Below are 25,731 nucleotides of genomic sequence, written 5' to 3' on the forward strand. Positions count from 1 at the left end.
TTTTTAGGATTGTTTAATAAATTATAAAAGTACCATGAGATAAAATAAATTACTATGCAGCCATAGTAATTTCGATCAGAAATGCTACATTTGATTTACTAACCTTTTATACATAAATGTTATGCATTTTGAATTAAGTGAAGAACAATTAATGATTCAGCAGGCTGCCCGCGATTTCGCGCAGCAGGAATTAAAGCTTGGCGTAATCGAACGAGACGAACATCAGAAATTTCCGGCCGAGCAGGTGAAAAAACTTGGTGAACTTGGTTTTTTGGGGATGATGGTGAGCGAAAAATATAACGGAAGTGGCCTTGATGCCATTTCTTACGTTTTGGTAATGGAAGAGTTATCTAAAATAGATGCCTCTGCATCGGTAGTGGTTTCGGTAAACAATTCATTAGTTTGTTATGGATTAGAGGCCTATGGCAGCGAAGCCCAAAAAGAAAAATATTTAAAGCCGCTTGCAGCTGGAGAAAAAATAGGTGCTTTTTGTTTATCGGAGCCCGAAGCCGGATCTGATGCCACCTCGCAACGTACCACCGCCGAGGATAAAGGCGATTATTATCTGCTGAATGGTACAAAAAACTGGATTACCAACGGAAGTACTGCATCAACTTATCTGGTTATTGCACAAACCCATCCTGAGTTAAGGCATAAAGGCATCAACGCTTTTATTGTAGAGAAAGGAATGGAAGGTTTTACCGTTGGACCAAAAGAAAATAAACTGGGCATTCGTGGGTCTGATACACATTCTTTGATGTTTAACGATGTTAAGGTGCCAAAAGAAAATAGGATTGGTGAAGATGGCTTCGGTTTTAAGTTTGCCATGAAAACTTTAGAAGGAGGGAGGATCGGTATTGCGGCCCAGGCTTTAGGTATTGCACAGGGTGCTTTCGAGCTGGCCACACAGTATGCTAAGGAGCGTAAATCATTTGGCAAACCAATTTCTGAACATCAGGCCATTGCCTTTAAACTGGCCGATATGGCCACTCAGATCGAAGCCGCCAGGTTATTGGTTTATAAAGCTGCCTGGTTAAAAGATCAGGGATTGCCTTACACACAGGCTGGTTCTATGGCCAAGTTGTTTGCCTCGAAAGTTGCCATGGATGTAACCATTGAAGCGGTACAGGTGCACGGCGGTTACGGTTTCGTAAAAGAATATCATGTAGAACGTTTAATGCGCGATGCTAAAATTACCCAGATTTACGAAGGAACTTCTGAGATTCAGAAAATGGTGATATCGAGAGAAGTTATTCGGTAGTTTCCAGTTATCAGTTTTGAGTTGGCAGTTCGAATTGAAAACCGCCAACTCAAAACTGAACTATTCCTTCTCCCCAACTACAGCGCTAAATATTGCTTTAATTAAGGCTACAACTATAGCCAGGAATGCAGCAGCGATAAAACCTGAAGTGTTAAAAGAGGTCATCATGTTATCAACCAATAAAATCATTAAAACGGTAATGATGAATGATACCAGTCCGAGCGTTAAAAAATTAACAGGGAATGTTAATAGCCTTAAAATGAACCCGATGGTTGAGTTTGCAAGTGCTACCAGTACTGCAGCAATAATAGATGTTGCGTAACTATCAACATGTACGCCAGGTACTATTCTTGCGCCAATAAAAAAGGCTAATCCCATCAAAAGGATTTCGATAATAAATCTCATAATTGTTTATTTTTGTAAATGTTTAAATGCTTTTTTAAATACCAGGCCGTAATTGCTGTTGCTATATTTGCACTTTCATGTTCGAATACAAACAACAGGCCAATAATTAAGTTTTCTGGGGATAGTTCATCAATAATAATTAAAAATATTGATGAGGCGAGTCTTTTACAGGTTAAAAATGCCTATCAGACTAGTGCAGACACACTTAATTTGGTTTCTGTTTTAATAAAACCGGGCGATCTGGACAGTATCCAGGATGAGCTTGAAGTGCCCGGCAAGATTAAGATACTTGGCGATTCACTCGTATTTAATCCCGATCAGCCATTTCTTAAGGGTAAGGGATATCTGGTTGAGAGTTACATCGGAATAAAATTTGCGACGGTGGGCGATCTGATTATGGGGAAGGGTAAGCAGAATTTAAAAGCACAGCGACAAACACTTAAACGGTAATAATCAGCATAATAATTAGCGCAAGTGTTTGATTTTTTCTAAAAAATTACTACATTTGCATCGTAATCGAAGAAAAGAGAAGGGGACAGTGTCCCCTTTTTCTATGAAATCAGGTTAAAATATGCAGGTAGAAAAGAGAGTTGCAGCCCTCGTTGAGGAAAAAATAGCAGATCGGCCAGAACTCTTTCTGGTTGAAGTAAAAATGTTGCCAAACAATAAACTAATTATCCATGTTGATGGCGACGAAGGTATTAGCATACAGGATTGTGTGGCCATAAGCAGGCATGTTGGTTTTCATCTCGAAGAAGAAAATGCAATAGAACAGGCTTATAATTTAGAAGTTTCTTCGCCAGGTGTTGGTGAGCCTTTAAAATTAATCCGTCAGTACAATAAAAATATTGGCCGTACGGTAAGCATTAAGCTGAAAGAAGGATTAAAAAAAGAAGGGAAACTGCTGGCGGTTACAGAAAATAACCTGCTGATTGAAGAATCGATTAAAGAAAAAGGGAAAAAGGCGGTAGCAATTCAAACAGCTATTCCGTTTAATGATATATTAGAAACAAGTGTGTTAATTTCATTTAAGTAAAAATGAGTACTACAACAATTAATTTGATCGACTCTTTTCAAGAGTTTAAAGATTTCAAAAATATAGATCGCCCAACGGTGATCAGTGTGCTGGAAGAAGTTTTTCGTAGCATGTTGCGTAAAAAATACGGAACAGACGAAAACTGTGATGTTATCGTGAATCCGGATAACGGAGATTTGGAGATCTGGAGAACGAGAAAAGTAATGGAAGATGGATTTTCTGAGGATGATGATTTAGAGATCGAGCTTGCCGAAGTTTCTAAATTAGACAGTACTTTAGAAGTTGGCGATGATTATATCGAGCAGATTACTTTAGAAAGTTTTGGCCGTAGGGCAATTTTAGCTGCCCGCCAGACTTTGGTATCTAAAGTATTGGAATTAGAGAAAGACGAGATCTTCAAGAAATATAAAGATAGAGTAGGCGAAATCGTAACTGGTGAGGTTTATCAGGTTTGGAAGAAAGAAACTTTGGTTTTAGATGATGAAGGTAACGAACTTTTAATGCCTAAAACAGAGCAGATCCCAGCTGATTATTTCAAAAAAGGTGATTCGGTAAGAGCAGTAATCTCTAAAGTAGAAATGATCAACGCTAATCCTAAAATTATCATTTCGAGAACAGCGCCAGAATTTTTGCAACGCCTGTTCGAACAGGAAGTTCCAGAAATTTTCGATGGTTTAATTACCGTTAAGAAAATTGTTCGTGAGCCGGGAGAACGTGCTAAAGTTGCTGTTGAATCGTATGATGACCGTATCGATCCGGTTGGAGCATGTGTAGGTATGAAAGGGTCACGTATCCATGGTATCGTTCGCGAATTGAAAAACGAAAACATTGATGTGATTAATTTCACTAATAATATTTCATTATATATTACCCGTGCTTTAAGCCCGGCAAAAATCACCTCTATTAAATTGGATGATGAAACCAAACATGCATCGGTTTACTTAAAACCAGATCAGGTTTCATTGGCAATTGGACGTGGCGGACACAATATTAAACTAGCTGGTAAATTAACCGGTTACGAAATTGATGTGTACCGTGAAGCTGGAGAAGAAAGCGATGAGGATGTTGATTTAGAAGAATTCTCAGATGAGATTGATAGCTGGATCATTGATGAATTAAAGGCCATCGGTTGCGATACTGCTAAGAGTGTGTTAGCACTTACAGTGGAAGATTTGGTAAAACGCACCGACCTTGAAGAGGAAACCATTAAAGAAGTGGTTCAAATTTTGAAGTCAGAATTTGAATAAGTGGTGTAATTGCCAAATAAACACTACTTTTGTATTAAATAAAAAACAATAACAGGAGCTAAATGTCAGACGACAAACCAATCATTTTAATTAAAGCTATTAAAGAACTTAATATAGGCATGGGTACGGCCGTTGAGTTTTTAAACAAAAAGGGATTCTCTGCCGAGAAGAGCCCTATGTTTAAACTTACGGGAGACATGTATAATGCCTTATTGAAAGAGTATCAGGGAGATAAGATCGTAAGAGAAGAAGCCAAACAAATAGTGATTGGTAAAATACGTCGTGACGAGCCTGAGACTGAAAAGCCAGTAGAAGCGCCGAAGAAGAATACCGATTTTGAGAAAAATGAAGAGATTTTAATTAAAAATGCTCAATCATTTACCCCTCCGGTAGAGAAACCAAAGGTTGTAGAAACACCTAAGGTAGAAACGCCAACACCAGCACCTGCGGCAGCAGTAGAGCCAGTAAAAGAAACTAAGGCAGAAGATAAGGTTGAAGAAACTGGATTGCCAGGAGTTAAAATTGTAGGAAAGATCGATTTAAACGATCTTAACTCAAAAACACGTCCGGCTAAAAAAGACGAAACATCTGCTGCACCAGCACCTGTTGTAGAACAGCTAGCGGCTAAAGCACCTGAGCCAGCAAAACCAGTTGAACAACCTAAAGTTGAAGAAAAACCGGTTGAGGTTAAAAAGGAAGAAACACCTGCTGCACCAGCACCTGTTGTAGAGCAGCCAGTGGTTAAAGCACCTGAGCCAGTAAAACCAGTTGAACAGCCTAAAGTGGAAGAAAAACCAGCTGAAACAAAGCCCGTAAGCAACGAGCCTGAAGTAATTAAAGCACGTACCGTTAAATTAACCGGTCCGAATATTATTGGTAAAATTGTTTTACCAACAACACCGGATAGAAGAAACGGTCCAGTGGCATCATCTAGCGATAGTGAAGCCGCTAAACGTAAGCGTAAACGCAAAAAAACTCCAGGAGCACCGGGTCAACCAGGTCAACATGGTGGTCAAGGCCAGCAAGGACAAAATAATCCTGCAGGTCAAGGCCAGGGCCATGGTCAAAGTGGTACGCCAGGGCAACCTCGTACACCTTATCAGGGTAACAGACCAGGCGGTGGAACTCCATACCAAGGTAACAGACCAGCGGGACAAGGCGGAACTCCATATCAAGGAAATAGAAATAACAACAACAGACCAGGTTTCCAAAATAGAAATGCTACACCAAGCGGACCTAAAGAAGAACCTACTGAGAAAGAAATTCAAGATCAGATCAAAGCAACACTTGCCCGTTTAAGTGGTGCTGGTAAATCAGGTAAATTTGCACAACGTGCTAAATTACGTCGTCAAAAACGTGATGATGTAGCATCGAACGCAGAAGAGGCTGCAAATGAGCTTGAATCGCAATCGAAAATATTAAAAGTAACTGAATTTGTTACGGCTAATGAGTTAGCGAGCATGATGGATGTGCCGGTTACCAAAATTATTGGTACCTGTATGAGTCTTGGTATGTTCGTTTCCATTAACCAACGTTTAGATGCTGAAACTTTAACCATTGTTGCTGATGAGTTTGGTTACGAAATTCAATTCGTTAAACCAGATGAAGATGAAGAAAATGTAATTGAGGAAGAAGATAACGAGGCTGATTTAATCGAAAGAGCTCCGGTTGTTACAATTATGGGTCACGTCGATCACGGTAAAACCTCATTACTGGATTATATCCGTAAAGCAAACGTGGTAGCTGGCGAGGCAGGTGGTATTACCCAGCACATTGGTGCTTACATGGTAACTACACCAACAGGTAAAAAAGTAACCTTCTTAGATACTCCAGGTCACGAAGCCTTTACAGCAATGCGTGCACGTGGTGCTAAGGCTGCTGATATTGCCATTATTGTTATCGCGGCTGATGATGCGGTGATGCCTCAAACAAAAGAGGCGATTAACCACGCACAGGCTGCGGGCGTACCATTGGTGTTTGCTTTCACTAAAGTAGATAAACCAGGTGCAAATGCCGATAAGGTACGTGAGCAATTATCAGTAATGAATATCTTGGTTGAAGATTGGGGTGGTAAATATCAGTCACAGGAAATTTCAAGTAAAAGCGGCTTAAATGTTGATTTACTTTTAGATAAAGTATTATTAGAAGCCGAATTATTAGAACTGAAGGCAAATCCGAATAAGAGAGCTACAGGTACTGTAATTGAGTCGGCATTAGATAAAGGACGTGGTATCGTAACTACAGTATTGGTTCAAGCCGGTACGTTAAGAGTGGGAGATCCAATCTTAGCGGGTAGTTATAGCGGACGTGTAAAAGCATTAACCAACGAGCGTGGTGCTAAAGTAGAATCAGCAGGTCCATCGCAACCGGTACAGGTTTTGGGTATGCAAGGTGCACCTACAGCAGGTGATAGGTTTAATGCTTTAGAAAGTGAAACCGAGGCACGTGATATTGCAAACAAACGTATGCAGTTACAACGTGAGCAGGGATTACGTACACAGAAACACATTACATTGGATGAGATCGGTCGTCGTTTGGCTATCGGTAACTTTAAAGAGCTTAACATCATTGTTAAAGGTGACGTGGATGGTTCAATCGAGGCATTAGCCGATTCATTATTGAAACTATCAACTGAGCAGATCCAGATCAATATCATCAGTAAAGGTGTTGGTCAGATTTCAGAGTCTGATGTATTGTTAGCTTCGGCTTCTGATGCGATTATTATTGGTTTCCAGGTTCGTCCATCAACAGGAGCACGTAAACTTGCAGAAGCTGAGCAGATCGATATCCGTTTATATTCTATCATCTATGATGCAATCAATGAGATTAAATCGGCGATGGAAGGTATGTTGGATCCAGAATTTGAAGAGAAAATTGTGGCTAACGTTGAGATTCGTGAGACTTTCAAAATCACTAAAGTGGGTACCATTGCAGGTTGTATGGTATTGGATGGTAAGATTACCCGTAACAGCAAAATTCGTATCGTTAGGGATGGTGTTGTAGTATATACAGGTGAACTGGCATCGTTAAAACGCTTTAAGGATGATGTGAAAGAAGTGAATAAAGGTTACGAGTGTGGTTTAAACATTCAGAACTTTAATAACATCGAAGTTGGCGATATCGTAGAAGCTTACGAACAGGTAGAAGTAGCCAGAAAATTGTAATTCTTACAGTATCCCATAAAATTAAAGTGGCTCATAAGGCCACTTTTTTTATGCTAAAAATATTTTAATCTTAAAAATATCGGATAATATTTAGTTCATATCTTAAAAATATCGGATAATATTAAGTTTGTATCTTAAAAATATCGATATTTGCATTTGATATTTGTAGTCATGGAAAGATCAGAAGCACTAAAATCTTTAAAGGGCCATTTGAGTAAGCCTCAGCATACTATAGTGATAGGGCCAAGACAGATCGGTAAAACCACACTGGTTAAACAATTGGCTGAAGAGTTAAATCAAGCTCATGAGTTGGTTTATTATCTGACTTTTGAAGATCCTGCTATTTTAGAGGCTGTAAATCATCATGCCGAAAACATATTTAACTATACTATATTGCCTGCCAATGTTGAGGAAGGTAAGCGCTTATATATTATTATTGATGAAGTTCAATATGCAAAAGATCCCAGTAATTTTTTAAAGCTTTTGTATGATAAGTATGCCCCAAAGTTAAAAATTATTGCAACAGGGAGTAGCGCATTTTATATTGATAAAAGCTTTAAGGATAGTTTAGCGGGAAGAAAAAAGATATTTGAATTTTTCCCTTTGGCTTTCGATGAGTTCCTGCACTTTAAGGGTGAGGATAATTTAATTTCAGAGTGGGAGCAAATGAAGAAAAGGGCTGCGTACCAGGGGCTTCAACGTAACCGTATAAATTCACTTTTTGACGAATATTTAGTTTATGGCGGTTATCCTGCCGTAGTTTTGGCCGATACTGAACAGGAAAAGCAGGAAATGCTTAAAGAACTTGTAAATAGCTACATGAAAAAGGATGCTTTAGAAGCGGGCATTAAAGAAGAATTAAAGTTTTTTCAGCTGGCAAGGTTATTGGCCGATCAAACAGGCAATCTGGTGAATAATCATGAGCTGGGAAATACCCTGCAAATGGCCAGTTCTACGGTAGAAAATTACATTTATTTAATGCAGAAAACCTTTATTGTACAATTGCTTTCTCCTTTTTACGGCAATGTTCGGAAAGAATTAACCAAAATGCAAAAGATTTATTTTAGCGATAATGGCCTTCGTAATGCACTGTTAAATAACTTTTCTAGGCTGAATGATAGAGCAGACAAAGGAGAATTGTTAGAAAATTATACCTATTGTAGGTTAAGGCAGTTATTTGATACAGATAATCTGCACTTTTGGCGTACTGCCGATGGTAATGAAGTAGATTTTATTGTAGAAAAACACTTGAAAAAAGGAATTGCTTACGAGGTGAAATATAATGATGTTCAGTTTAAGCCAACCAAGTATAAAAAATTTCTGGAAGCCTATCCTAATTTTGATTTGAAATGTATCTGTAAGGTAAGCACCAAAGAGGGAGCAATAGAAGCCATTAGGTTCTAGCTCGCTGACCAGAAGATAAACATTACATGGGGTATCAAAATATTTGTGGCCTTTTTATTGAAGAGAGACTGTCTTGCTCTGCCTAAAATGAGATTGAATAATAATATCCTGAATGGGAATTTCGTAGAGTTCAGCAATTTTACCTAGCTGCGAAAGTGAAAAATCTACTTCATTATTTTCCCACTTTCTGTAAGCAACCCTGCTTATTCCGATCACATCAGCGGCATATTGCTGTGTATAATTATGTTTATTTCTATACTTTCTTAAAGTATTACCTATATCTAACATTTTGAGAGGCGTTAATAACCATGTATTTTCTTTGTTTTACTTATTGTATTTTAATACGTACATTGTGATAATATAGGATTGTCAAAGTTAACAAATTAAATATGTTTATTTGTTGTGTGTTTAATTTATAGAAAAAAAATAATGATTCCTTGTAATGGTTTTTATTTAGTTAAATCTTGAACTTATAAAATTGAAAACTTATAACAATAAAACTATTCTATTTAAGATATTAATAAAATTGGTAATCTATCTATCAATGATATCAGTTTATTCATCTTGCAAAAAAGAACGATCAACTGATATACACCAAGATGAAATTGTTTCGCCTACCACAGGTACAAGGACTGAGTTTACAATCGATTCTATTTTTTTATATGCCAGGCAGGTATATTTATGGAACGATGTTTTACCAAGCTATAGCACTTTTAAACCAAGGGAAAAATATAGCTATGGCTTGTCTGAAATAAGTACATTAAGAAATGAAATTTTTGATATTTCCCAACTTAAAATTAACAAGGCGACAGGCAAACCATTCGAAATTTCGAACTACGATGGTGTACCTAAATATTCGTATCTACAAGTGGGAGGAAATGGAGGTGGTACCCGTGCTGGGATAATAAACGGTACAGCCGTTTTGGCTAACCGCATTATCCATTCTGACGAAAAAGTTATTGCTTATATAGCTTTGGGTGCTTTCCCTCCTTTAAGTAATGCTCAATCAAAGCTCGATCAGGTTTTTGATGAAATGCTGACTGATAAGCCTACCTATCTCGTTTTAGATCTGCGTACTAATGGTGGAGGCTATGTAGAAACTGCAGAATATGTTGCTAATTTAATTGCTCCCAGTACATTAAATGGTAAAGTAATGTATTCAGAACAATTTAACCCTACGCTTCAAAATGGTAAGGCGACAATTTTGCGTCATCAACCCTATCTGGACGAGAATGGAAAAACTGTAATTTATAACGGACGTTTGGCTACATTGGCCGATGTTGATTATACCGAAAATGGCAATACTTTTAGATTTAATAAAAAAGGAGGACTGGAAAGCATTAAAGATATCTATGTGATAGTATCTCGCGAAACTGCATCTGCCAGCGAATTATTGATCAGCTGTTTGAAACCTTATTTCAATGTGAAGTTGATAGGTGAAAAGACTTATGGAAAACCGGTTGGTTTCTTCGGAATTAATATCGATCAGTATAGTATTTACTTAAGTAGTTTCCTCATTAAAAATGCAAAAGGATGGTCTGATTACTTTAATGGAATGGAACCTGAATTGAATGTTGTTGGATCTACTAATCCAATATTAGGTGATCCTGAAGAAATATGTTTAAAAGCTACTCTTGCTGCAATTGATGGTAAAATTCAATTGCAGCCAAAAAAAAGTGCCAGTATTTCAAAGCTAAATTTAAATACGATGCCATTAGTGCTCCATAATGATTCGATTGGAGTGATCGAAAATAGGTTGAGGTTAAAGCATTAGTTCCGAATCATTTAAAATCATATTTTTTGTATTCTATATTTTGTTAATTTATCAGTTTAATTATACTAATATCTATTATTAATTATATATTGATAACCTTGCTTTATCATAATTAATTTTTATTGTCGGTAGTTTTGTAAAAAATAACAGATAGATACTGATGAAAAACAATTACAAATTAAAAATTATTTGCCTACTGTGCGTGGTTACCGCTGCATTTAGTAGTTGCAAGAAAAATGAACTTGCAAAAGAAAAAGGGTTGGCTAATAATCACCACAACTTTGCTTTTACTGGACATCCGATCTATCATGTTTTGGGATATGGTTACGATGTAACTGGAAGATTGGCTAATGCAGAATCATCAACAATACCTGTATTAAATATTGAAAAGTTTGTTACTGAAAATCCCGGCCTCTTTAGAACAAATGATGATGTGAATGAATATTTTGAATATTCATACGGTGACAATGTTGAAAGCTACTCTAGAAGAATGACTGAGAAATATCACCTGGTTTTAGATTTACCTCTGCTTAAAGTACCAAAATTATTCAGAGGGGAATTAAATGCCTCTTTTGCTAAGAAAGATAGTGTTTCAGCAAAATATATTTATGCCACCATTAGAAAAATGATTAAGCAAAGGAGCATGAAGATTTTTTTTACAAGAGAAAATCTTATCAATAATTACTTAAGTGAACAATTTAAAACTGATCTGGCATCATTATCGGCTGTTGATTTGGTTAAACGTTATGGAACACATGTATTAACTAATATTGAATTAGGAGCTAGATTGGATATGAATTATGAATCCCAAACTAATACTAGTAAAAGAGAATCGGCAGCAACAGCAGGTGCAAGTATTTCTGTTGGCAAATATTTTAACGTAACAGCAGATTGGACAACCAATAGTGTTGATGCGAGCTCAAATTATAATCAGAAATTATATTATAATTCTGTTGGGGGGGATGGAACTAAAGGTTTGATTGGAGAGTTAGCATTAGACAATAGTACTATTAAAGTAAATATTGCTAATTGGCAAAGTTCGTGTACTAAAGATAATGCCGCCTTGATTAATATTGGTACGGACGGGGATGGGTTAATACCATTAGAAGATTTAGTAAGTGATCCGGTTAAGAAACAACAGGTAAAAGCTGCCGTTGAACAATATATTATTGATAGACAGATGGTTCTTGTACCTGAAAAATATATTCCATCTCCACTTGGAGTTTATTACAGTCAGGGCTTAAATGTCTGGAGATATGAATTTAATATTGATAATATTCCATATCTCCGTGACGGAAGCTGGCAGTATAAGCAAACTTATTTTTCTGCTTTCAAGGTGCAAGCCACTGGTACAGTTCCTGTTTATGAGTATTGGGCTCCTACAACAAACGATTGTCTTTGGGATCGGAGTGGAAACATATCAAGTGATCCGTATTGGCACTTCGGTGGGGTAAAATTCTATGCGTATGCGACGCAACAACCAGGCACTGTGCCAATATATAGATATTATCATCACAGATCAGGAAGATCACATTTCTTAGGGGCAGATCCAGGTCGGCCATATCCACAGAATGAGTGGACAAATGAAGGTGTGGTTTTTTATGCTTATCCCCCACAATAATTAAGGTTATCTAACATTTAAATGCGGTAATTTCCATATTGGAATTTGCCGCATTTTCATTTTTAGATTTATATAATAAGGTGCCACATCTTTACTCTACGAGTTTCGGCGAATTTGGATCGGAAGAGATGGTTGGATCCTTGAGAGAAATATTGGTTTTATTCCCCAAAAGGTGATCGTGTAATATTTTATATACATAAATGTTAAAAGCGCCTCAATAATTAATTGAGGCACTTTTTTTTGTAGATATTTACCAGTTCAACTACCAAAACTATTAATGGACATCGAATTAAAGAAAGAAACAATACCGGTAAAGAAGAATTTTGATTTTGTTAACACCATTCGGTGTATTTCGATGATGGGTATTGTATTTGAGCACAGCCACATTGTACAGGCACCGATGTATAATACAATGGGAGCTACCATAACAGAAGCTGGGGTAATACAGTTTTTTAAATTCTCTACAGTAGCATTTTTCTTGATAGGTGGTTTCTTGATAAATCACAAATTTCAGGAATATTCCGCAGGTCAATATCTAAAAAACAGATTTAAGAATACTGTAAGGCCCTGGCTTTTTTGGATGTTCATTTTCATTGCAGTTACCATGCTGGATAGATGGATAGCGCATAGCAAAGGGAGTGACGGAGGATTAATGTTTACCAACTTTGGGGCTTACATTTCTGATTTAGTATACCGGGTACTGTTTTTTAGTCCTTACTGGTTTATCCTTAATTTTTTGATCTGCATTACGCTGTTGTTGGTGTTTAAAAAATACCTCTATAATTATTGGTTAGGCATATTTTTTGGACTTATTTCACTTGTATATAGTGTAAATCTATATTTTAACTGGTTCGAAACTACACATACCTCTGCATTATTCGGTTTTGTTTTTTACCTGTGGCTTGGCGTATATTTAAACAAATATTATGCGGCGGTAATGAAGTTTGTAAAAGATACCCGATGGATAACATGGATCTTTTTCTTGGTTCTGACCTTTGCACTAGGAATTTGGGAATCGGTACACCTGATTGAATTAGGAAGTAAAGATGCTTATAATACACTAAGAGTATCCAATATTATCTATTCTTTTATTGCATTTGGTGTTCTGCTAAAAATAGGAAGTATTAAAATACTCGATCGCCTTAAGCCCCGCGAAACGACTTTTGGGATTTATTTATTGCACAGCATAGTAATAGAAAGGTTTTTACCCCTTATTTTTCAGCCATTAAAATTGGACTTTCAGCATTATAATGTGTGGGAAAACACCGCGTTGTTAATCGTAAGGTTTATAATAGCATATTCAATAAGCTATTTGCTATCGGCATTGATTATCAAAACTAAGATGAAATGGTCTGTTGGTCAATAAGATTTAGCTTAGCAATTGTTTAATGCTATTTTTGAGCGCCTTTCTGAATTTTTTAAAGTTGAAATAAGCACTTTGGAATAGTTCGTGTTTAAAATACCATTTTAGGGTAAGTGCATTAATTTGATTAGATATTAAAACCTCCATCCACTTATTGAAGAAGAATCGGTTAACTGTCTCTTGATTATATCTTTTGGAAATATTATTGGCCAATTTAAGTTCGTGGAACAAAAGCAAATAATTGTTTAGATGTTTTTTAACGAGGGTCCAATTAAATAATTCGATATGTAGACTTAGCCACCTTTCATTGTAAGGTAAGCCTATACGCTCTTGCAGATGCCTTATGATTTTTCTTTCGTTTGCCAGCCTTGTATCAAGATTTAGCGTAGAGGTGTTGTTGCCGTGAACGCGATAATCGACAAAGATTTCGTTAAGGTTGGTTACTTTATATTTTTCGGCCATCCTTATAAAAAGATCAAAATCTTCTGATATAGAGTAGTTTTGATAACCATTGAGTTCAATAAAAACACTGGTTTTAAACATGGTTGTTGAATTTACAAATGGGTTGCCAAATAACATAAATAAGTCAACATTATCTACTGGTACAATTAGCTTACCTCCTGTTTTATGATTGTGTTCATCAATAATTGCTGCATGGCCTCCGCATAGTGCAATTTCTGGGTTAGCCAAAAGAAAATTGTGCTGAAGTTTGAGGCGATCGGGATAAGCAATATCATCGGCGTCCAATATAGCAATATACTCGCCTTGTGCAAGCGTTAATAAGCGGTTTCGTGTATAAACCAGGCCCTTGTTACCATCATTGTGTACTAATCTGATCCTATTGTCATTAAAAGATTCAACAATAGTAGCAGTATTATCTGTAGAGCCGTCATTTACAACAACCAATTCAAAATCTGAAAAACTTTGGGTTAATATACTATCTATGGACTTCCCAATAAAATCTGCCTGATTGTAAGCAGCCATAAAAACAGTTATTTTTGGTTGTCTCATTATGATTCGCTTGTTTTTGAAATTTTTAGCACTTTATGTCTTTTTATTTTTGAAGTTTTTCGGCATTGTTATACCTGCAAAGCATATACCTTTCTGCTAAAAAGCGATTAATCGCAAATATAGTAACAAACTAAATGCGGATTGTAAATGCAATTAAATAAAAGTTAATACATTATTTATTCTTTACTTTGCAGCCAATTTAAACCGAAAATAACCGTTGTTTTTATATCAAAGATTAGATGAAGAAAATATTGTTTATAACCCACAACTTAGGTAGAACAGGATCCGAAATGCTACTTTGGTATTCTTTAACTAACTTAAACAAGGAGAAGTTTTTGCCGCTTTTATTTACGAAAGATAAGGGCGTACTAATTGATGATCTACCAAGTGAAATTAAACATTTCTTACCCTATAAAAAGAATCCAAAAAGATCTTTGAGACTTTTAAGGTCAATTTTAAAAATTTTTAAGATCGATTCATTGGAATATCAATTAAGCCAGATTCATAAAAAAAACAAGGTCGATTTTTGGTATGTAAATACCATTGTGATTCCAGAAGTTTATCCCATTGCTAAGAAATTGGGAGTGAAGGTTATAACTCATGCGCATGAGCTACCTTTGGCATATAACTTTGTTTCTTATACCGGTTTAGAAACAATTATTTCATCATCTTCAGCACTGATTGGTTGTTCTGAAGCAGTATGTGATAAGATCAGCGATATGGGGCGGCCTGATGTGAATTTGTTATATGGCTTTATCGATATTAATAAAATAACCTGTACAAAATCAGCTGCAGAAGTAAAGGCGGATATCGGCTTTAATAACCACGATTTTGTTTGGGCAATTTCTGGCAAAACATCATTAATAAAAGGAATTGATTTTTTAGTTTCGTTGCTTAAAGAGCTTCCAGAAAATGTTAAAATTATTTGGATTGGTGGCGAAGAGGATACGGGTATATATTACTATACTAAGAAAACAGTGGAGAATAAATTCCCAGGACGGGTGAGGTTTCTAGGAGCACAAAGCAAAGAATATTATAATTGTCTTAACGCTGGAGATGCCTTCTTGTTATTGTCTAGGGAAGATTCATTTCCGCTGGTAATGTTAGAGGCCGCAGCATTGGGCAAACCGATTGTAGGATTTAACTCTGGGGGGATCAGTGAGTTTTTGAAAGAGAATACAGGAATAGTTGTAGACTCTTGGAGGACGAAAGATCTGGCAATAGCAATGATGGAAGTTGAAAATAATCCCGAGAGATTTAATATTAATGAGATAAAAATGCAAGCCTCCCGTTATGAGGTAAAAAAGCAAGTTTCGATTTTAGAAAACATATTGGATAGTATAAATTAAGTCTCTTTATTATTCGAACGCTTCCTCTTTTACATCATTCGGGTTTTGATCATTTAGATTCTAACCCATCTTTTAGTGCCTGTAAATAGCGATGGCCATATTGTTGATCTGGTTCTAAATGGCAACCCTCTGCCCATTCGTTCCATGCGTTTACAAACATTAAGCGCTCTTCGCCGCTGAAATTCTTATAGGTGTATTCAGCGGTTTTTGCAACCCATTCTTTAAATTTTTCAGGGCTTGAGTTAACGAATACTGTGGCATCTTTAGCTCTTCTTGCAGAGTTGTCCCAACTTGGAAAAACAGATCGGAAGTATTTATAACCTTTTGGTTCCTTTTCGGCCATTTTGTTGGCCATTTCTTCGTAGTCGAATACTTTGTTTGCTAGTAATCCACTTTCTTTTACAGTGCTCTTATGTAGTAACTTTCTGAAGAAATGGTTAAGCGGTTTTTTTTTGCTATATTTTTGAAGGTTGATAGAGAAATCTGGCGCAAACTCCATGCTTGCATCAAAATTATGGTGTTTAGGATCAAAATCTCTTTTAAAATTTTCGACCCTAATGAGATAAAGATCATCAAACCCAGCTTTTTTTGCTTCTTCGCGCCAAATCTTTACGGCCTCGTTGATGTTAGGATGAAGCTCAGATCTGTACATTAAATAAACAGGTTTCCCATCTATTTTTATATATCTTTCATCCTTAAAGAATGGCATGAGGTATCGAATATGGTCAAGATCGTCACTTAGGTCATACTCTTGCTTAATTAAAACATCAGTTTCTAGTCCATCCCATCGCCTTGTCCAGTTTTCATTTGCCCAACAGAGGCAAAAAGGGAAATCAGGTTTTTTAGACTTTAACATCTGTTCTACAGGTGTTTCCATTAAAAGCTTCCCGTTAAACCAATAATGGTAAAAGCAAAAACCATGAACGCCGTATGCTTTGGCTAAAGTAGCTTGTTCAACCATAGTATCTAACAACCTAAGGTCATAAAAACCTAAATCTGTCGGTAAATGTGGCTGATAGTGCCCCTTAAACTTTGGCCTTGATTTGGTAACGTTTGTCCACTCTGTAAATCCTTTGCCCCACCATTCATCATTCTCTTTAAAAGGGTGGAATTGTGGTAGATAAAGCGCAATAGCCTTAAGCTCGTTTTTGCTGTTCGAATTGTGCATAAAACTGTTTTTATATTAGTACCCCATTTTTAAAGCAAAATTAAATCGGCTGATGAAATTCCGTTTTTTTAAATCTGGGAAAAAGTCGGGATAATTTTTGATCATTTGTATGATCAGAAATAGATTGTATTTTTTCTTTTTTGAGTAACTTTTAAATAAATCTGAGATAAGCTGTTTATCTTCAGGACCTAGGTTAAGGTAATCTTTTAAGATTTCTAAATTCTTTGTTTTTTCTAAAAACCGGGCCTCTTTTGGGTTGCTTGAAGTAGCTTGTTCTTCCTTGTTCATTACAGAACTACCGTGAATACGGTGTCTGGTTAAATTCTTGTTTAAATAAGCGATTTTCTTGTGGTAAAGCGCAATAAATCCCATCCACCAATCGTAATAGCCTGAATTTGGAATAGGGAAAATATAAGGAATAAATGCGCGGGCAAATAGGGTAGTATGGCCTGTGACGAAATTATAAAAAAGTAAACTCCTGAAATCTCTTTCACCAAGCTTAAATGATGGCTGAAGAAGGGTTTTACCTAATTCGTTGTTTTGTTCATCAACAAATATCGAATTGGAGAATATGAGCCAGTTATCATTAATATGATTGAGTAAAAGTTCAAGCTTGCTAGGCTCCCAGATATCATCCTGATCGCTAATTGCGATGTAATCTCCTGTACAAAGCCCGATAGCTTTTTCGAAATTCTTGTTGAATCCCAAATTTTTTTCGTTTTGATGTAATTTGATCTGAGGAAATGTTTTTTGAAGGTTTTTAACAATCTCTATTGTATTATCAGTAGAACAGTCGTCAACAATAACCACCTCAATATTTTTATAGGTTTGGTGAACTATACTCATTAACTGTTCCTGCAAATACTTTGCTCCGTTGTATGTGCACAGGGCTATAGAAATTAGAGGTTGCATCATCAGTAGAAAAAAGATTTATGCATTCACAAAAACGGCTTTAACCGCATCTTCAAATTTTTGCTCTTCCTGGTAAAGCACATCACGGTAAGGGATGAAATTTTTAATTTCATCCTCGTAATGATCTAAACAAGTGTTGATCATTTTTACAATTGCATTGATATTATTATCGGTTTTATCAAAACGATATTTATCCAAAATAGGCATATCTTCATCAAAAGCAGCTGATCCCTCTTTACCAATAATCATACAACAACGCATAATACAGGCTTCCCTGGGCATTCTTTCTTTACCAGGGTGATAGCCAAAATCTACATAAAGCTTTGCCCTATTCATTCTGTCGGCTACCTCTTCGGGTGTTAAGCCTTTTAGTGCTACCCAGTTTAGTGATGGCGTTTTTGCAATGATCTTTTGTAAATATTCGCCGTTTTTTACCGGGTTATAAATGATGATGTTTTCTTTTTCGATCTGATTATTTACCCGATTGAAAAATTGATGATTCATGTAATCGGATATCTGCCCGATCGGTTTTATCCCGGCTTTAGTTAGATGGTCCATCGAAAAATAAGAGTGACCAATATTTGCAACATCCATTTGCTTGATTTTCTCTAAGGTTGCAAACTGAATGGGATTATATAATTTCCTTATCCAATAGGATGGTTTGCGCTTCGTTCTTCTGATAACAGGTGCTAGCATTTTGTAATAATTGGTTACGCTTAACCACCAGATTATTTTCTTTATATTGTTAAATTCCTTTTTAAATATAATTTCAGGAGAAGTTTCCGGTATAATTAAGAAGTTCAACTTTGAATTCTCCAGTGTAGTTACGTAAGGAACATGATAGCTTTTGTAAAATGGATGTATGGGGTCAACACTGCTATCATTAATCGGAAAATAATACATCTTGGCATCCATGCCCATGCTGATCAACTGGTGAGCCAATTGGTGTAATGCTTCTGGGCCACCGGTTGCGAAATTTGGTGCACATAAAATATAGATGATAGAATCTTTATTTATCTTAAGCATCTTGTTTAATATCTAATACATATAATTTTTTAGGCTTAAAAGCTTTGTAGTATTGCCTAACCAAGAACTTAATGGGCTGCAGGTTGCAAAACCAAGCTGTAAACCAATTGCCAGAAATATAATAGCGGGTAATGGTGGTCGTCATGAATCGACTTCTAAACGCATAATTATATTTTTTAATAAATTCTTTCCTTAATCTATAAAAAGATGCATCGGGATTACCATTGCTTTTATGAATAATATTAAAGTCGATTACATAGGCATTGAAACCTAATACATCTGCAATTAGGCATAAATCAGGTCCGTAAAGATGAAATCCAGACAGATTGTGTGAGAGTGCCAAATTCGCACTGTTTTTAACAATCATGAAGTTTTCATCAACGGTTTTTGTTCTTAATGGCAATCTTTTTTCTTTAATAATATTACCCGATCCTTGCGTTAAATTAGTGGCAATCCACTTAAAATTTACACCACCAGCATTGGCCAGGATAGCCCAGTTTGGGTCTTTTTTTTCAATTTCCGAAATCCTTTCCGATAAATGGTTTCGATCATGATCATGTATGATAATATCTTGATGACATAATATGATATATTTCCCTTTTGCCTGTTGAAGAAATTGATTTAGTCCTTTATAGGCTTCGAAACTACAGGAACTCGAATTATCAATAAATAAATATTCACAGCTTTTTTCGTCAAACCCTTTGAGAAGAAACGAATCCAGCATTTCTTCATATTCTACCTTTCTGGTTACGAGTGTACATATCGAATACTCATATTCGTACACAGGTGAAGAAATTGATTTGGCTAAATTTAAAGCTGTATCCATAAAATTAATCTGTAAAAGCCTGCATATCAATTAAACGTTTGTATAAACCGTTAATGGCTATTAATTCGCTATGGCTACCAGTTTCTACAACGCTACCTTTGTCAATCACTACAATTTTATCAGCATGTTGAATGGTGCTCAAACGGTGAGCGATTACAATTGAGGTACGGTTTTTCATCAAGTTGTTTAAGGCATCCTGAACTAACTTTTCTGATTCGGTATCTAAAGCTGAAGTTGCCTCATCTAATAACATAATTGGAGGATTGGCCAATACAGCTCTTGCAATACAAACACGCTGTTTTTGCCCACCCGAAAGCTTATTACCCCGATCGCCAACAAAAGATTGGTAACCGTTCTCTGTGTTCTCTATAAAATCGTGTGCATTTGCAATTTTCGCAGCGGCAACAACCTCTTCCATTGTAGCATTAGGCTTGGCAAAGGCAATGTTATTAAAAATGGTATCGTTAAATAGAAAAGACTCCTGATTAACAGTTCCCATTTGCGCCCTGATACTTTCTACAGTAAGATCCCTGTAATCATGACCATCAATTTTAATAGTTCCCGATTTTGGATCGTGGAAACGGGGAAGTAAATCCATTAATGTGCTTTTTCCACCACCTGATGGACCAACTAGGGCTACAGTTTTTCCTTTTTCAATGTCGAAGGTTATCGAGTTAAGGATTTGTTTTTCTCCATAACTGAATGATACATTCTGCAAACTGATTGCGCTGTTAAAACCCTCTAGCACTTTAGCATCTGGTTCATTCACCAATAATGGTTTAGTATCCATTAAGTCTAAGACCCTTTCACCTGCCGCGATACCCGAATGGATTCCACTAAATGAATCGGTAAGTGCCTTTACGGGCTGCATCACCTGCGAGAAAGTGGCGATATAAACCAAGAATTTTGCGGGCGTTAAATCTCCCTGACCAGTTAAGATCATCGTTCCGCCATAAAGCACAATAAAAACGACAACAAATACTCCTAAGGTCTGTGAAACAGGTGAAGCAAGCTGTTGCCTTCTTGCCATCTTTCTATTCAGGTAAGAATAGAATTTATTCTCCTGGTCAAATTTGTCTTTAATCCTTGGGGTTGCATTAAAAGCTTTTATGATTTTAATTCCGCTTAAAGATTCGTCCAAGAATCCTATCATTTTTGCGAACGATTCATGAGATTCTTTCGCTTGGTGTTTTAGGCGTTTTACAATTTTACTAATGATAAAACCTGATATAGGGATAACCAGGAGAGAGAATAGTGTAAGTTTAACCGATATCGAAATGAGCACCCCTACATAGAATAACAACTGAAGTGGCTCTTTAAAAACCACTTGTAAGGTGTTGGTAACGGTAAATTGTACCACCTGAACATCCGATGCTACTTTAGAAATGATATCTCCTTTACGTTCATTGTTAAAGAACCCAACATGTAGGTTCATTACGTTATTGAAAACCGTTCTGCGAAGATTTAATAAAGTGTGCACCCTTAAATCTTCCATGAATCTCTGCGAGAGGTAACGGAAAAGATTTGCTAATATCACCGTAACCACAATAACAATACATACCAATTTTAAAGTTTCGGTTTTACCGTATGTATCAATAGCGTGTTGTATATATTGACTAAATCTGCCCATAAAATCGATTGATGAGCTAACTTTTGATAGTGTTGTAGGAGCGTCTTTTATAAAAAGTGTTTCTAACAAAGGGCCTAATAGTGTAAATAAGAAGGTGTTAAAAACTATGGCGAATAATGTTGCAATAATGTAAGGTATTGCAAATTTCTCAATCGGTTTGGCAAACGATAATAAACGAAAATAGGTCTTCATTTTGTGTAAAATGGAATATGTAAAATAGAGAAATGTATTAAAACAGCTCTAAAAAAATCTAATTAAAACTTGGCAAATGTACGGTTTTCAAATAAACCTTGCCGGCTTTCAAAACCCAATGGGTTTAAAATTACAATCGGTTAATTTTCTTAGTACTAACAGATTGATTAATAATGGTCATTACATTCGAGACGTTTAGGTTTGAATGATATTTCTGTTTCAGCATATCAAGCTGCGATCTACTGGTGCTAATACGGTGCTGATGTGCTAAATAATCTTTGTAGCTTTCAAGGACCCAGGTTTTACCCGTAAGCAATTTTGGAATAAGTTCGGTAAAAATCTGCTGAAGTGGGTAAAGAATCTTTCTTAATCCATGCAAATGGACACCCTGAAGGATGTAGCGGTTTCGATAATAAATCTTTTTAATAAATTTAGATTTAATCTGGGTTTTAGTACTACCACTTACATGGTGAAAACAAGATGAACGGTGTTCGTAATAACATTTCCAGCCCAATTGCCAAGCACGTAAACTTAAGTCGAAATCTTCTGATGAAAAAGGGGAGTAGATTTCGTCAAAACCACCTAGTTCCTTTAATTTTTGAGCGTCAACCAAAGCATTTGCGCCAGAAAGGTAAGCAGTATAAACATTTTCATCCTCAGGATTTTCGCTATAATAGAATTTGTTTGCTTTAATGCGGCAACCACCATAGTATAAAAATCGTGCAGCATCTTCAATCCGGCTTTCATCAACACTCATAATACGAGCCATTACACCAAACGTATCTGGTTTGCTGAAATATTTCCACTGATGCTCAAAATAATCGGGTGTGAGCTTTACATCAGAGTTTAAGAGTAAAATTAATTCATGTTTGGCTTCGCGGATGCCATGATTGCAGGTGTAAGAAAAGCCACGGTTCTGATCATTAATCAATAATTTTACCTGCTGATAGTTTTCTTTGATAAACGAAATACTATCATCCTTTGAGCCGTCATCAATGACAATGATTTCAAATTCTGTATCCGCGTTTTGAGCAGCAATAAAAACAGAAGGCAGGTATTTTTCTAGCAGATGCTTGCCATTATAGTTGGGTATTATGATAGAAACACTTTTCTGCATCTACTTTACAATTTTATAATTCCGATATTCGAACAAACGTATTCCTGTTAAATCTTCAATTTTTTGCAAAACTCTCCTGCGAAAATTCATTTTTGGAGTTTCCTGAGTTAAATCTTTTTCAAATTTCCAGTTTGCAGCAGCAATTCTTGCCTGCATTACTTTTGGATGGCTGCCTTTAAAATGAACTAAACGATCGGCATTGTGCATATCATAGGTTTCCTGCACGGGATAATGCTCTTCAATCCATTCTTCTGTTTGATAAAACTGATTAAAGTTCCGCACTTTACCTTGTAATCCTTTTGGTGGTTTAACCCAGCCATAATGATAAATGTAAGCATCAATTAGCTTAACCCTAAGCTTTCTGTCGTTAATTCTGAAGCCCTGCGCATCGCGGTAAGATTTTACCCCTGGTAAATTTTTTATAATCCGAACCTCTCTTCTATACCACCGTCTGGATTCAGCCAGATAGTCATAAGAAGCATAAAAATGTTTGTATTTTAAAAGTAAGGCCTCTACATTGCTGTTGTTAAGCTCTAGCTCCATTTCTTTTTTGATCAGGGGGAGATAATCTTCATGTATGGCTTCATCACCTTGAATATAGATCATCCAATCGGTATCTTTGCCTATTTCTGCTAAAGCTTTGTTGGTTTCATCAGCAAAAACACGACCGCCTTCCCTTATGTTGTCATCCCAAACGGTATCGATGGTCCTGATTTTAGGATCGATACTTTTAACCATTTCAGAAGTTTCATCAGATGAGTTGCCCAGTGCAACTATAAAATCATCGCACAAAGGTAATACTGAAAGTATGGCTTCTTTTGCTGGATAATCGTTTACAATTGCATTTCTTAAAAAGGTAAAACCGGTAACTTTCATTATGGGGATGCTTTGTAGCTGATAATTTTTGTTTATTTGTACAAAGATAGTTTTATTGATGAATACGCATCTATCCATTTTAAGCGAAGTAAAAGCCGGGAATTACAAGGTTTTGGCAAGAACATTAACTCTTGTTGAAAATAACATTACACCGGCTGACTCGATTTTAAGAGATTTAGATAGTCGGGTTAATGTGCCGGTTTTAGGCATTACCGGACCTCCAGGTGCCGGTAAAAGCACCCTGGTAAATGCAATTGTTGGTCATCTTGTTACGAAAGGAATGCGCATTGCTATATTGGCGATAGATCCTACGTCTCCATTTAATTTTGGTTCTTTGCTGGGTGATCGTATCCGTATGGCTGGTCAGTTTAACAATCCAAATGTTTTTATCCGTTCGTTAGCTACCCGGGGCGCTCTGGGGGGTATTTCAGCGAAAACTATCGAAATGGTTGATGTTTTAAAAGCTGCTGATTTTGATCTGATTATTGTAGAAACTGTTGGTGTTGGGCAATCGGAGGTAGAAATTGCCGGATTAGCAGATAAAACCATCGTGGTGCTGGTTCCCGAATCGGGTGATGAGGTGCAGAATATCAAATCTGGTTTGATGGAGATTGCCGATTGCTTTGTGATAAACAAGGCTGATAGAGAAGGTGCAGATGTTTTTGCCAATAATTTAAAGAAAATTGTTCATCAAGGCTCAAAGACTATCCCAATATTAAAAACAATCGCCGATAAAAATACAGGTATTGATGAACTCTGTGCTTGGATAATCAAGCCGCTTACCGCTGATCGTAACCGGAGGGCTTTTCTGTTTGCAGAGAAAGCCTGGAGACTCATTCAGCATGAAAAAATGAAGATTATTGATAAAAAAAGGCTGCTAGAAAAAGTTCAGGCAGCCTTAAAGCAAGATGATTTTAATATTTATCGTTTTGCCGATGAATTTATCAGTAATGGTTAACCTCTAAATTGTTGAAGCCGGTTAACTGAAAACAATCAACTGTAAATCTGATTAACTGTTCATAATGTTCTCAATTTCTTCAGCTTCTAGTGGGATATCGGCCATTAAATCTACATTTCCGCTTGCAGTGATCAGAATATTATTTTCTAAGCGGATACCCAAGCCTTCTTCTGGAATATAGATTCCTGGTTCAACAGTTAAAATATTGCCCACTGCAAATGGCGTGTATCTTCCGGCAAAGTCGTGTACATCAAGACCTAAATGGTGTGAATTGCCATGCATAAAGTATTTTTTATAAGCCGGCCACGCTGCTGTTTGGTTCTTCACGTCTGTTGTAGAAATAAGTCCAAGCTTAACCAGCTGCTCAGTCATAATTTCGCCAACCTGTTCGTGGTAGGTATTCCATATGGTTCCTTCGCCAATTAATTTAATCGACTCTTTCATTACATGCAATACTGCATTGTATACATCCTTTTGTCTTTGCGTAAAACGACCATTAACAGGGATGGAGCGGCTCATATCTGCATTGTAGTTGGCATATTCGGCACCAAAATCAAAAAGGATCACGTCCCCATCTTTACATTCTTGGTTATTATCATTGTAATGAAGAATATTGGCGTTGTGACCGGAAGCAATAATAGGGGTGTAGGCGTGACCTGTTCCACCCTGGCGGATAAATTCGTGGATAATTTCCGCTTCAATTTCATATTCTTTAACACCGGGCTTGGTAAATTTTAATACCCTGATAAAGGCATCGCGTGTTATTGCTGAAGCCTTTTTGGTCAGTTCGATTTCAACATCAGATTTAACGGCACGTAAATTTCGCATAATTGGTGCCGAACGTTCATAATGATGTAATGGATATTTCGCCCGCATTTTCTCAATGAAACGGATATCACGATAAGGAACTTCATGGGCATACCTATCATTTTCATTTGTATTTAAATAAATATGCTCAGCATAGTTAATTATGCTATGCAATATGTTATCAAAATCTTCTAGCCAATATACTGCTTGAATACCCGATGCAGCTTTAGCCTGCTCTTTAGTGTATTTGTATCCTTCCCAAACCTTAATGTAATCGTTAGTCTGTCTTAAAAACAGGACTTCTCTGTACAATGGATTAGGACAATCAGGAAATAATAGCAATATTGTTTGTTCTTGATCAATTCCTGATAAATAAAATAAATCAGGATTTTGCTTAAAAATAAAGTTCTGATCGCCACTTCTAGGAAATTCATCACTTGAATTGAATATAGCTAATGAATTGTTTTTTAGGTGTTTAGTGAATTTATTTCTGTTTAAAATAAATAATGATTGATCAATAGTAGGATATTTCATGAAAATGGTATTTTTATATGGGCAATGGCCAAATGTAATAAAATGATTAA

Annotated in this window: 22 protein-coding genes; 11 read left to right on the forward strand and 11 right to left on the reverse strand. The window is 36.4% G+C overall.

Annotation, left to right across the window (positions count from 1 at the left end; all coding sequences use genetic code 11):
• Window positions 1–121: 121 nt before the first annotated feature.
• Window positions 122–1,261: an acyl-CoA dehydrogenase gene (locus ACN9MR_RS24835; protein ID WP_426327152.1), complete on the forward strand. Its 1,140-nt coding sequence runs from the start codon at window positions 122–124 to the stop codon at window positions 1,259–1,261.
• A 60-nt stretch (window positions 1,262–1,321) separates the two neighbouring features.
• On the opposite strand, the gene ACN9MR_RS24840 is transcribed toward ACN9MR_RS24835, so the two are convergent.
• Entirely contained in the window at window positions 1,322–1,666 is a 345-nt protein-coding gene (locus ACN9MR_RS24840; RefSeq protein WP_426327153.1) for a phage holin family protein, read from the reverse strand.
• An 18-nt stretch (window positions 1,667–1,684) separates the two neighbouring features.
• On the opposite strand from ACN9MR_RS24840, the gene ACN9MR_RS24845 reads away from it, so the two are divergent.
• From ACN9MR_RS24845 to ACN9MR_RS24865, 5 genes are all read left to right on the forward strand, one after another.
• On the forward strand, window positions 1,685–2,116 hold the full coding sequence (locus ACN9MR_RS24845; RefSeq protein WP_426327154.1) for a hypothetical protein: 432 nt from the start codon (window positions 1,685–1,687) through the stop codon (window positions 2,114–2,116).
• 121 nt (window positions 2,117–2,237) lie between these two features.
• Complete coding sequence (gene rimP, locus ACN9MR_RS24850; RefSeq protein ID WP_426327155.1) at window positions 2,238–2,702, forward strand: ribosome assembly cofactor RimP; 465 nt, start codon at window positions 2,238–2,240, stop codon at window positions 2,700–2,702.
• 2 nt (window positions 2,703–2,704) lie between these two features.
• Window positions 2,705–3,949 (forward strand): transcription termination factor NusA, encoded by a 1,245-nt coding sequence (gene nusA, locus ACN9MR_RS24855; protein WP_025143392.1) that lies wholly within the window; start codon window positions 2,705–2,707, stop codon window positions 3,947–3,949.
• A gap of 62 nt (window positions 3,950–4,011) precedes the next feature.
• Window positions 4,012–7,113 carry a translation initiation factor IF-2 gene (gene infB, locus ACN9MR_RS24860; protein WP_426327156.1) on the forward strand — a complete coding sequence of 1,034 codons (3,102 nt, stop codon included), beginning with the start codon at window positions 4,012–4,014 and terminating at the stop codon, window positions 7,111–7,113.
• A gap of 171 nt (window positions 7,114–7,284) precedes the next feature.
• Window positions 7,285–8,517, forward strand: a complete 1,233-nt coding sequence (locus ACN9MR_RS24865; protein WP_426327157.1) for an ATP-binding protein — start codon at window positions 7,285–7,287, stop codon at window positions 8,515–8,517.
• Between the two features lie 54 nt (window positions 8,518–8,571).
• Here the strand turns inward: ACN9MR_RS24865 and ACN9MR_RS24870 are convergent, their stop codons facing one another.
• The gene (locus tag ACN9MR_RS24870) at window positions 8,572–8,805 is read right to left on the reverse strand and encodes a helix-turn-helix transcriptional regulator (RefSeq protein WP_426327158.1); all 234 of its coding nucleotides are present in this window, start codon (window positions 8,803–8,805) and stop codon (window positions 8,572–8,574) included.
• Window positions 8,806–9,061: 256 nt separating this feature from the next.
• Between ACN9MR_RS24870 and ACN9MR_RS24875 the strand changes: the two genes are divergently transcribed.
• The 3 genes from ACN9MR_RS24875 to ACN9MR_RS24885 all read left to right on the forward strand — a co-directional run bounded on the left by ACN9MR_RS24875 (window position 9,062) and on the right by ACN9MR_RS24885 (window position 13,278).
• Complete coding sequence (locus tag ACN9MR_RS24875; protein ID WP_426327159.1) at window positions 9,062–10,291, forward strand: S41 family peptidase; 1,230 nt, start codon at window positions 9,062–9,064, stop codon at window positions 10,289–10,291.
• A gap of 160 nt (window positions 10,292–10,451) precedes the next feature.
• Window positions 10,452–11,912 carry an MAC/perforin domain-containing protein gene (locus ACN9MR_RS24880; RefSeq protein ID WP_426327160.1) on the forward strand — a complete coding sequence of 487 codons (1,461 nt, stop codon included), beginning with the start codon at window positions 10,452–10,454 and terminating at the stop codon, window positions 11,910–11,912.
• A 277-nt stretch (window positions 11,913–12,189) separates the two neighbouring features.
• Entirely contained in the window at window positions 12,190–13,278 is a 1,089-nt protein-coding gene (locus ACN9MR_RS24885; protein WP_426327161.1) for an acyltransferase family protein, read from the forward strand.
• A 3-nt stretch (window positions 13,279–13,281) separates the two neighbouring features.
• Here ACN9MR_RS24885 and ACN9MR_RS24890 read toward each other — a convergent pair whose 3' ends face one another.
• Complete coding sequence (locus tag ACN9MR_RS24890) at window positions 13,282–14,286, reverse strand: glycosyltransferase family 2 protein (protein WP_426327162.1); 1,005 nt, start codon at window positions 14,284–14,286, stop codon at window positions 13,282–13,284.
• Window positions 14,287–14,525: 239 nt separating this feature from the next.
• Here ACN9MR_RS24890 and ACN9MR_RS24895 point away from each other — a divergent pair, with 239 nt between their 5' ends.
• Complete coding sequence (locus ACN9MR_RS24895; protein WP_426327163.1) at window positions 14,526–15,635, forward strand: glycosyltransferase family 4 protein; 1,110 nt, start codon at window positions 14,526–14,528, stop codon at window positions 15,633–15,635.
• A 49-nt stretch (window positions 15,636–15,684) separates the two neighbouring features.
• Here the strand turns inward: ACN9MR_RS24895 and ACN9MR_RS24900 are convergent, their stop codons facing one another.
• The 7 genes from ACN9MR_RS24900 to ACN9MR_RS24930 all read right to left on the reverse strand — a co-directional run bounded on the left by ACN9MR_RS24900 (window position 15,685) and on the right by ACN9MR_RS24930 (window position 23,382).
• Complete coding sequence (locus ACN9MR_RS24900) at window positions 15,685–16,803, reverse strand: glycoside hydrolase family 99-like domain-containing protein (protein ID WP_426327164.1); 1,119 nt, start codon at window positions 16,801–16,803, stop codon at window positions 15,685–15,687.
• Window positions 16,804–16,818: 15 nt separating this feature from the next.
• The gene (locus tag ACN9MR_RS24905; RefSeq protein WP_426327165.1) at window positions 16,819–17,718 is read right to left on the reverse strand and encodes a glycosyltransferase family 2 protein; all 900 of its coding nucleotides are present in this window, start codon (window positions 17,716–17,718) and stop codon (window positions 16,819–16,821) included.
• A gap of 15 nt (window positions 17,719–17,733) precedes the next feature.
• A complete protein-coding gene (locus ACN9MR_RS24910; RefSeq protein ID WP_426327166.1) occupies window positions 17,734–18,741 on the reverse strand; it encodes a hypothetical protein in 1,008 nt (335 codons plus the stop codon).
• On the reverse strand, window positions 18,734–19,567 hold the full coding sequence (locus ACN9MR_RS24915) for a hypothetical protein (protein ID WP_426327167.1): 834 nt from the start codon (window positions 19,565–19,567) through the stop codon (window positions 18,734–18,736). Before ACN9MR_RS24915 ends, ACN9MR_RS24910 begins: the two co-directional genes overlap by 8 nt.
• Window positions 19,568–19,571: 4 nt before the next feature.
• The gene (locus ACN9MR_RS24920) at window positions 19,572–21,389 is read right to left on the reverse strand and encodes an ABC transporter ATP-binding protein (protein ID WP_426327168.1); all 1,818 of its coding nucleotides are present in this window, start codon (window positions 21,387–21,389) and stop codon (window positions 19,572–19,574) included.
• Between the two features lie 130 nt (window positions 21,390–21,519).
• A complete protein-coding gene (locus tag ACN9MR_RS24925) occupies window positions 21,520–22,506 on the reverse strand; it encodes a glycosyltransferase family 2 protein (protein WP_426327169.1) in 987 nt (328 codons plus the stop codon).
• Complete coding sequence (locus tag ACN9MR_RS24930) at window positions 22,507–23,382, reverse strand: glycosyltransferase family 2 protein (protein ID WP_426327170.1); 876 nt, start codon at window positions 23,380–23,382, stop codon at window positions 22,507–22,509.
• Window positions 23,383–23,440: 58 nt separating this feature from the next.
• On the opposite strand from ACN9MR_RS24930, the gene meaB reads away from it, so the two are divergent.
• A complete protein-coding gene (gene meaB, locus ACN9MR_RS24935; RefSeq protein ID WP_426327171.1) occupies window positions 23,441–24,340 on the forward strand; it encodes a methylmalonyl Co-A mutase-associated GTPase MeaB in 900 nt (299 codons plus the stop codon).
• A 51-nt stretch (window positions 24,341–24,391) separates the two neighbouring features.
• Here meaB and ACN9MR_RS24940 read toward each other — a convergent pair whose 3' ends face one another.
• Entirely contained in the window at window positions 24,392–25,681 is a 1,290-nt protein-coding gene (locus ACN9MR_RS24940; RefSeq protein WP_426327172.1) for an aminopeptidase P family protein, read from the reverse strand.
• Window positions 25,682–25,731 lie beyond the last annotated feature (50 nt).

It is taken from the genome of Pedobacter sp. R-06 (genome assembly GCF_049913135.1).
GTDB lineage: Bacteria > Bacteroidota > Bacteroidia > Sphingobacteriales > Sphingobacteriaceae > Pedobacter.

Excerpts from the sequence above, each read along its gene's own strand:
- ACN9MR_RS24835 (WP_426327152.1), top strand. The coding sequence starts at position 122 with ATGCATTTTGAATTAAGTGAAGAACAATTAATGATTCAGCAGGCTGCC.
- ACN9MR_RS24840 (WP_426327153.1), bottom strand. The coding sequence starts at position 1,666 with ATGAGATTTATTATCGAAATCCTTTTGATGGGATTAGCCTTTTTTATT.
- ACN9MR_RS24845 (WP_426327154.1), top strand. The coding sequence starts at position 1,685 with ATGTTTAAATGCTTTTTTAAATACCAGGCCGTAATTGCTGTTGCTATA.
- rimP (WP_426327155.1), top strand. The coding sequence starts at position 2,238 with ATGCAGGTAGAAAAGAGAGTTGCAGCCCTCGTTGAGGAAAAAATAGCA.
- nusA (WP_025143392.1), top strand. The coding sequence starts at position 2,705 with ATGAGTACTACAACAATTAATTTGATCGACTCTTTTCAAGAGTTTAAA.
- infB (WP_426327156.1), top strand. The coding sequence starts at position 4,012 with ATGTCAGACGACAAACCAATCATTTTAATTAAAGCTATTAAAGAACTT.
- ACN9MR_RS24865 (WP_426327157.1), top strand. The coding sequence starts at position 7,285 with ATGGAAAGATCAGAAGCACTAAAATCTTTAAAGGGCCATTTGAGTAAG.
- ACN9MR_RS24870 (WP_426327158.1), bottom strand. The coding sequence starts at position 8,805 with ATGTTAGATATAGGTAATACTTTAAGAAAGTATAGAAATAAACATAAT.
- ACN9MR_RS24875 (WP_426327159.1), top strand. The coding sequence starts at position 9,062 with ATGATATCAGTTTATTCATCTTGCAAAAAAGAACGATCAACTGATATA.
- ACN9MR_RS24880 (WP_426327160.1), top strand. The coding sequence starts at position 10,452 with ATGAAAAACAATTACAAATTAAAAATTATTTGCCTACTGTGCGTGGTT.
- ACN9MR_RS24885 (WP_426327161.1), top strand. The coding sequence starts at position 12,190 with ATGGACATCGAATTAAAGAAAGAAACAATACCGGTAAAGAAGAATTTT.
- ACN9MR_RS24890 (WP_426327162.1), bottom strand. The coding sequence starts at position 14,286 with ATGAGACAACCAAAAATAACTGTTTTTATGGCTGCTTACAATCAGGCA.
- ACN9MR_RS24895 (WP_426327163.1), top strand. The coding sequence starts at position 14,526 with ATGAAGAAAATATTGTTTATAACCCACAACTTAGGTAGAACAGGATCC.
- ACN9MR_RS24900 (WP_426327164.1), bottom strand. The coding sequence starts at position 16,803 with ATGCACAATTCGAACAGCAAAAACGAGCTTAAGGCTATTGCGCTTTAT.
- ACN9MR_RS24905 (WP_426327165.1), bottom strand. The coding sequence starts at position 17,718 with ATGATGCAACCTCTAATTTCTATAGCCCTGTGCACATACAACGGAGCA.
- ACN9MR_RS24910 (WP_426327166.1), bottom strand. The coding sequence starts at position 18,741 with ATGCTTAAGATAAATAAAGATTCTATCATCTATATTTTATGTGCACCA.
- ACN9MR_RS24915 (WP_426327167.1), bottom strand. The coding sequence starts at position 19,567 with ATGGATACAGCTTTAAATTTAGCCAAATCAATTTCTTCACCTGTGTAC.
- ACN9MR_RS24920 (WP_426327168.1), bottom strand. The coding sequence starts at position 21,389 with ATGAAGACCTATTTTCGTTTATTATCGTTTGCCAAACCGATTGAGAAA.
- ACN9MR_RS24925 (WP_426327169.1), bottom strand. The coding sequence starts at position 22,506 with ATGCAGAAAAGTGTTTCTATCATAATACCCAACTATAATGGCAAGCAT.
- ACN9MR_RS24930 (WP_426327170.1), bottom strand. The coding sequence starts at position 23,382 with ATGAAAGTTACCGGTTTTACCTTTTTAAGAAATGCAATTGTAAACGAT.
- meaB (WP_426327171.1), top strand. The coding sequence starts at position 23,441 with ATGAATACGCATCTATCCATTTTAAGCGAAGTAAAAGCCGGGAATTAC.
- ACN9MR_RS24940 (WP_426327172.1), bottom strand. The coding sequence starts at position 25,681 with ATGAAATATCCTACTATTGATCAATCATTATTTATTTTAAACAGAAAT.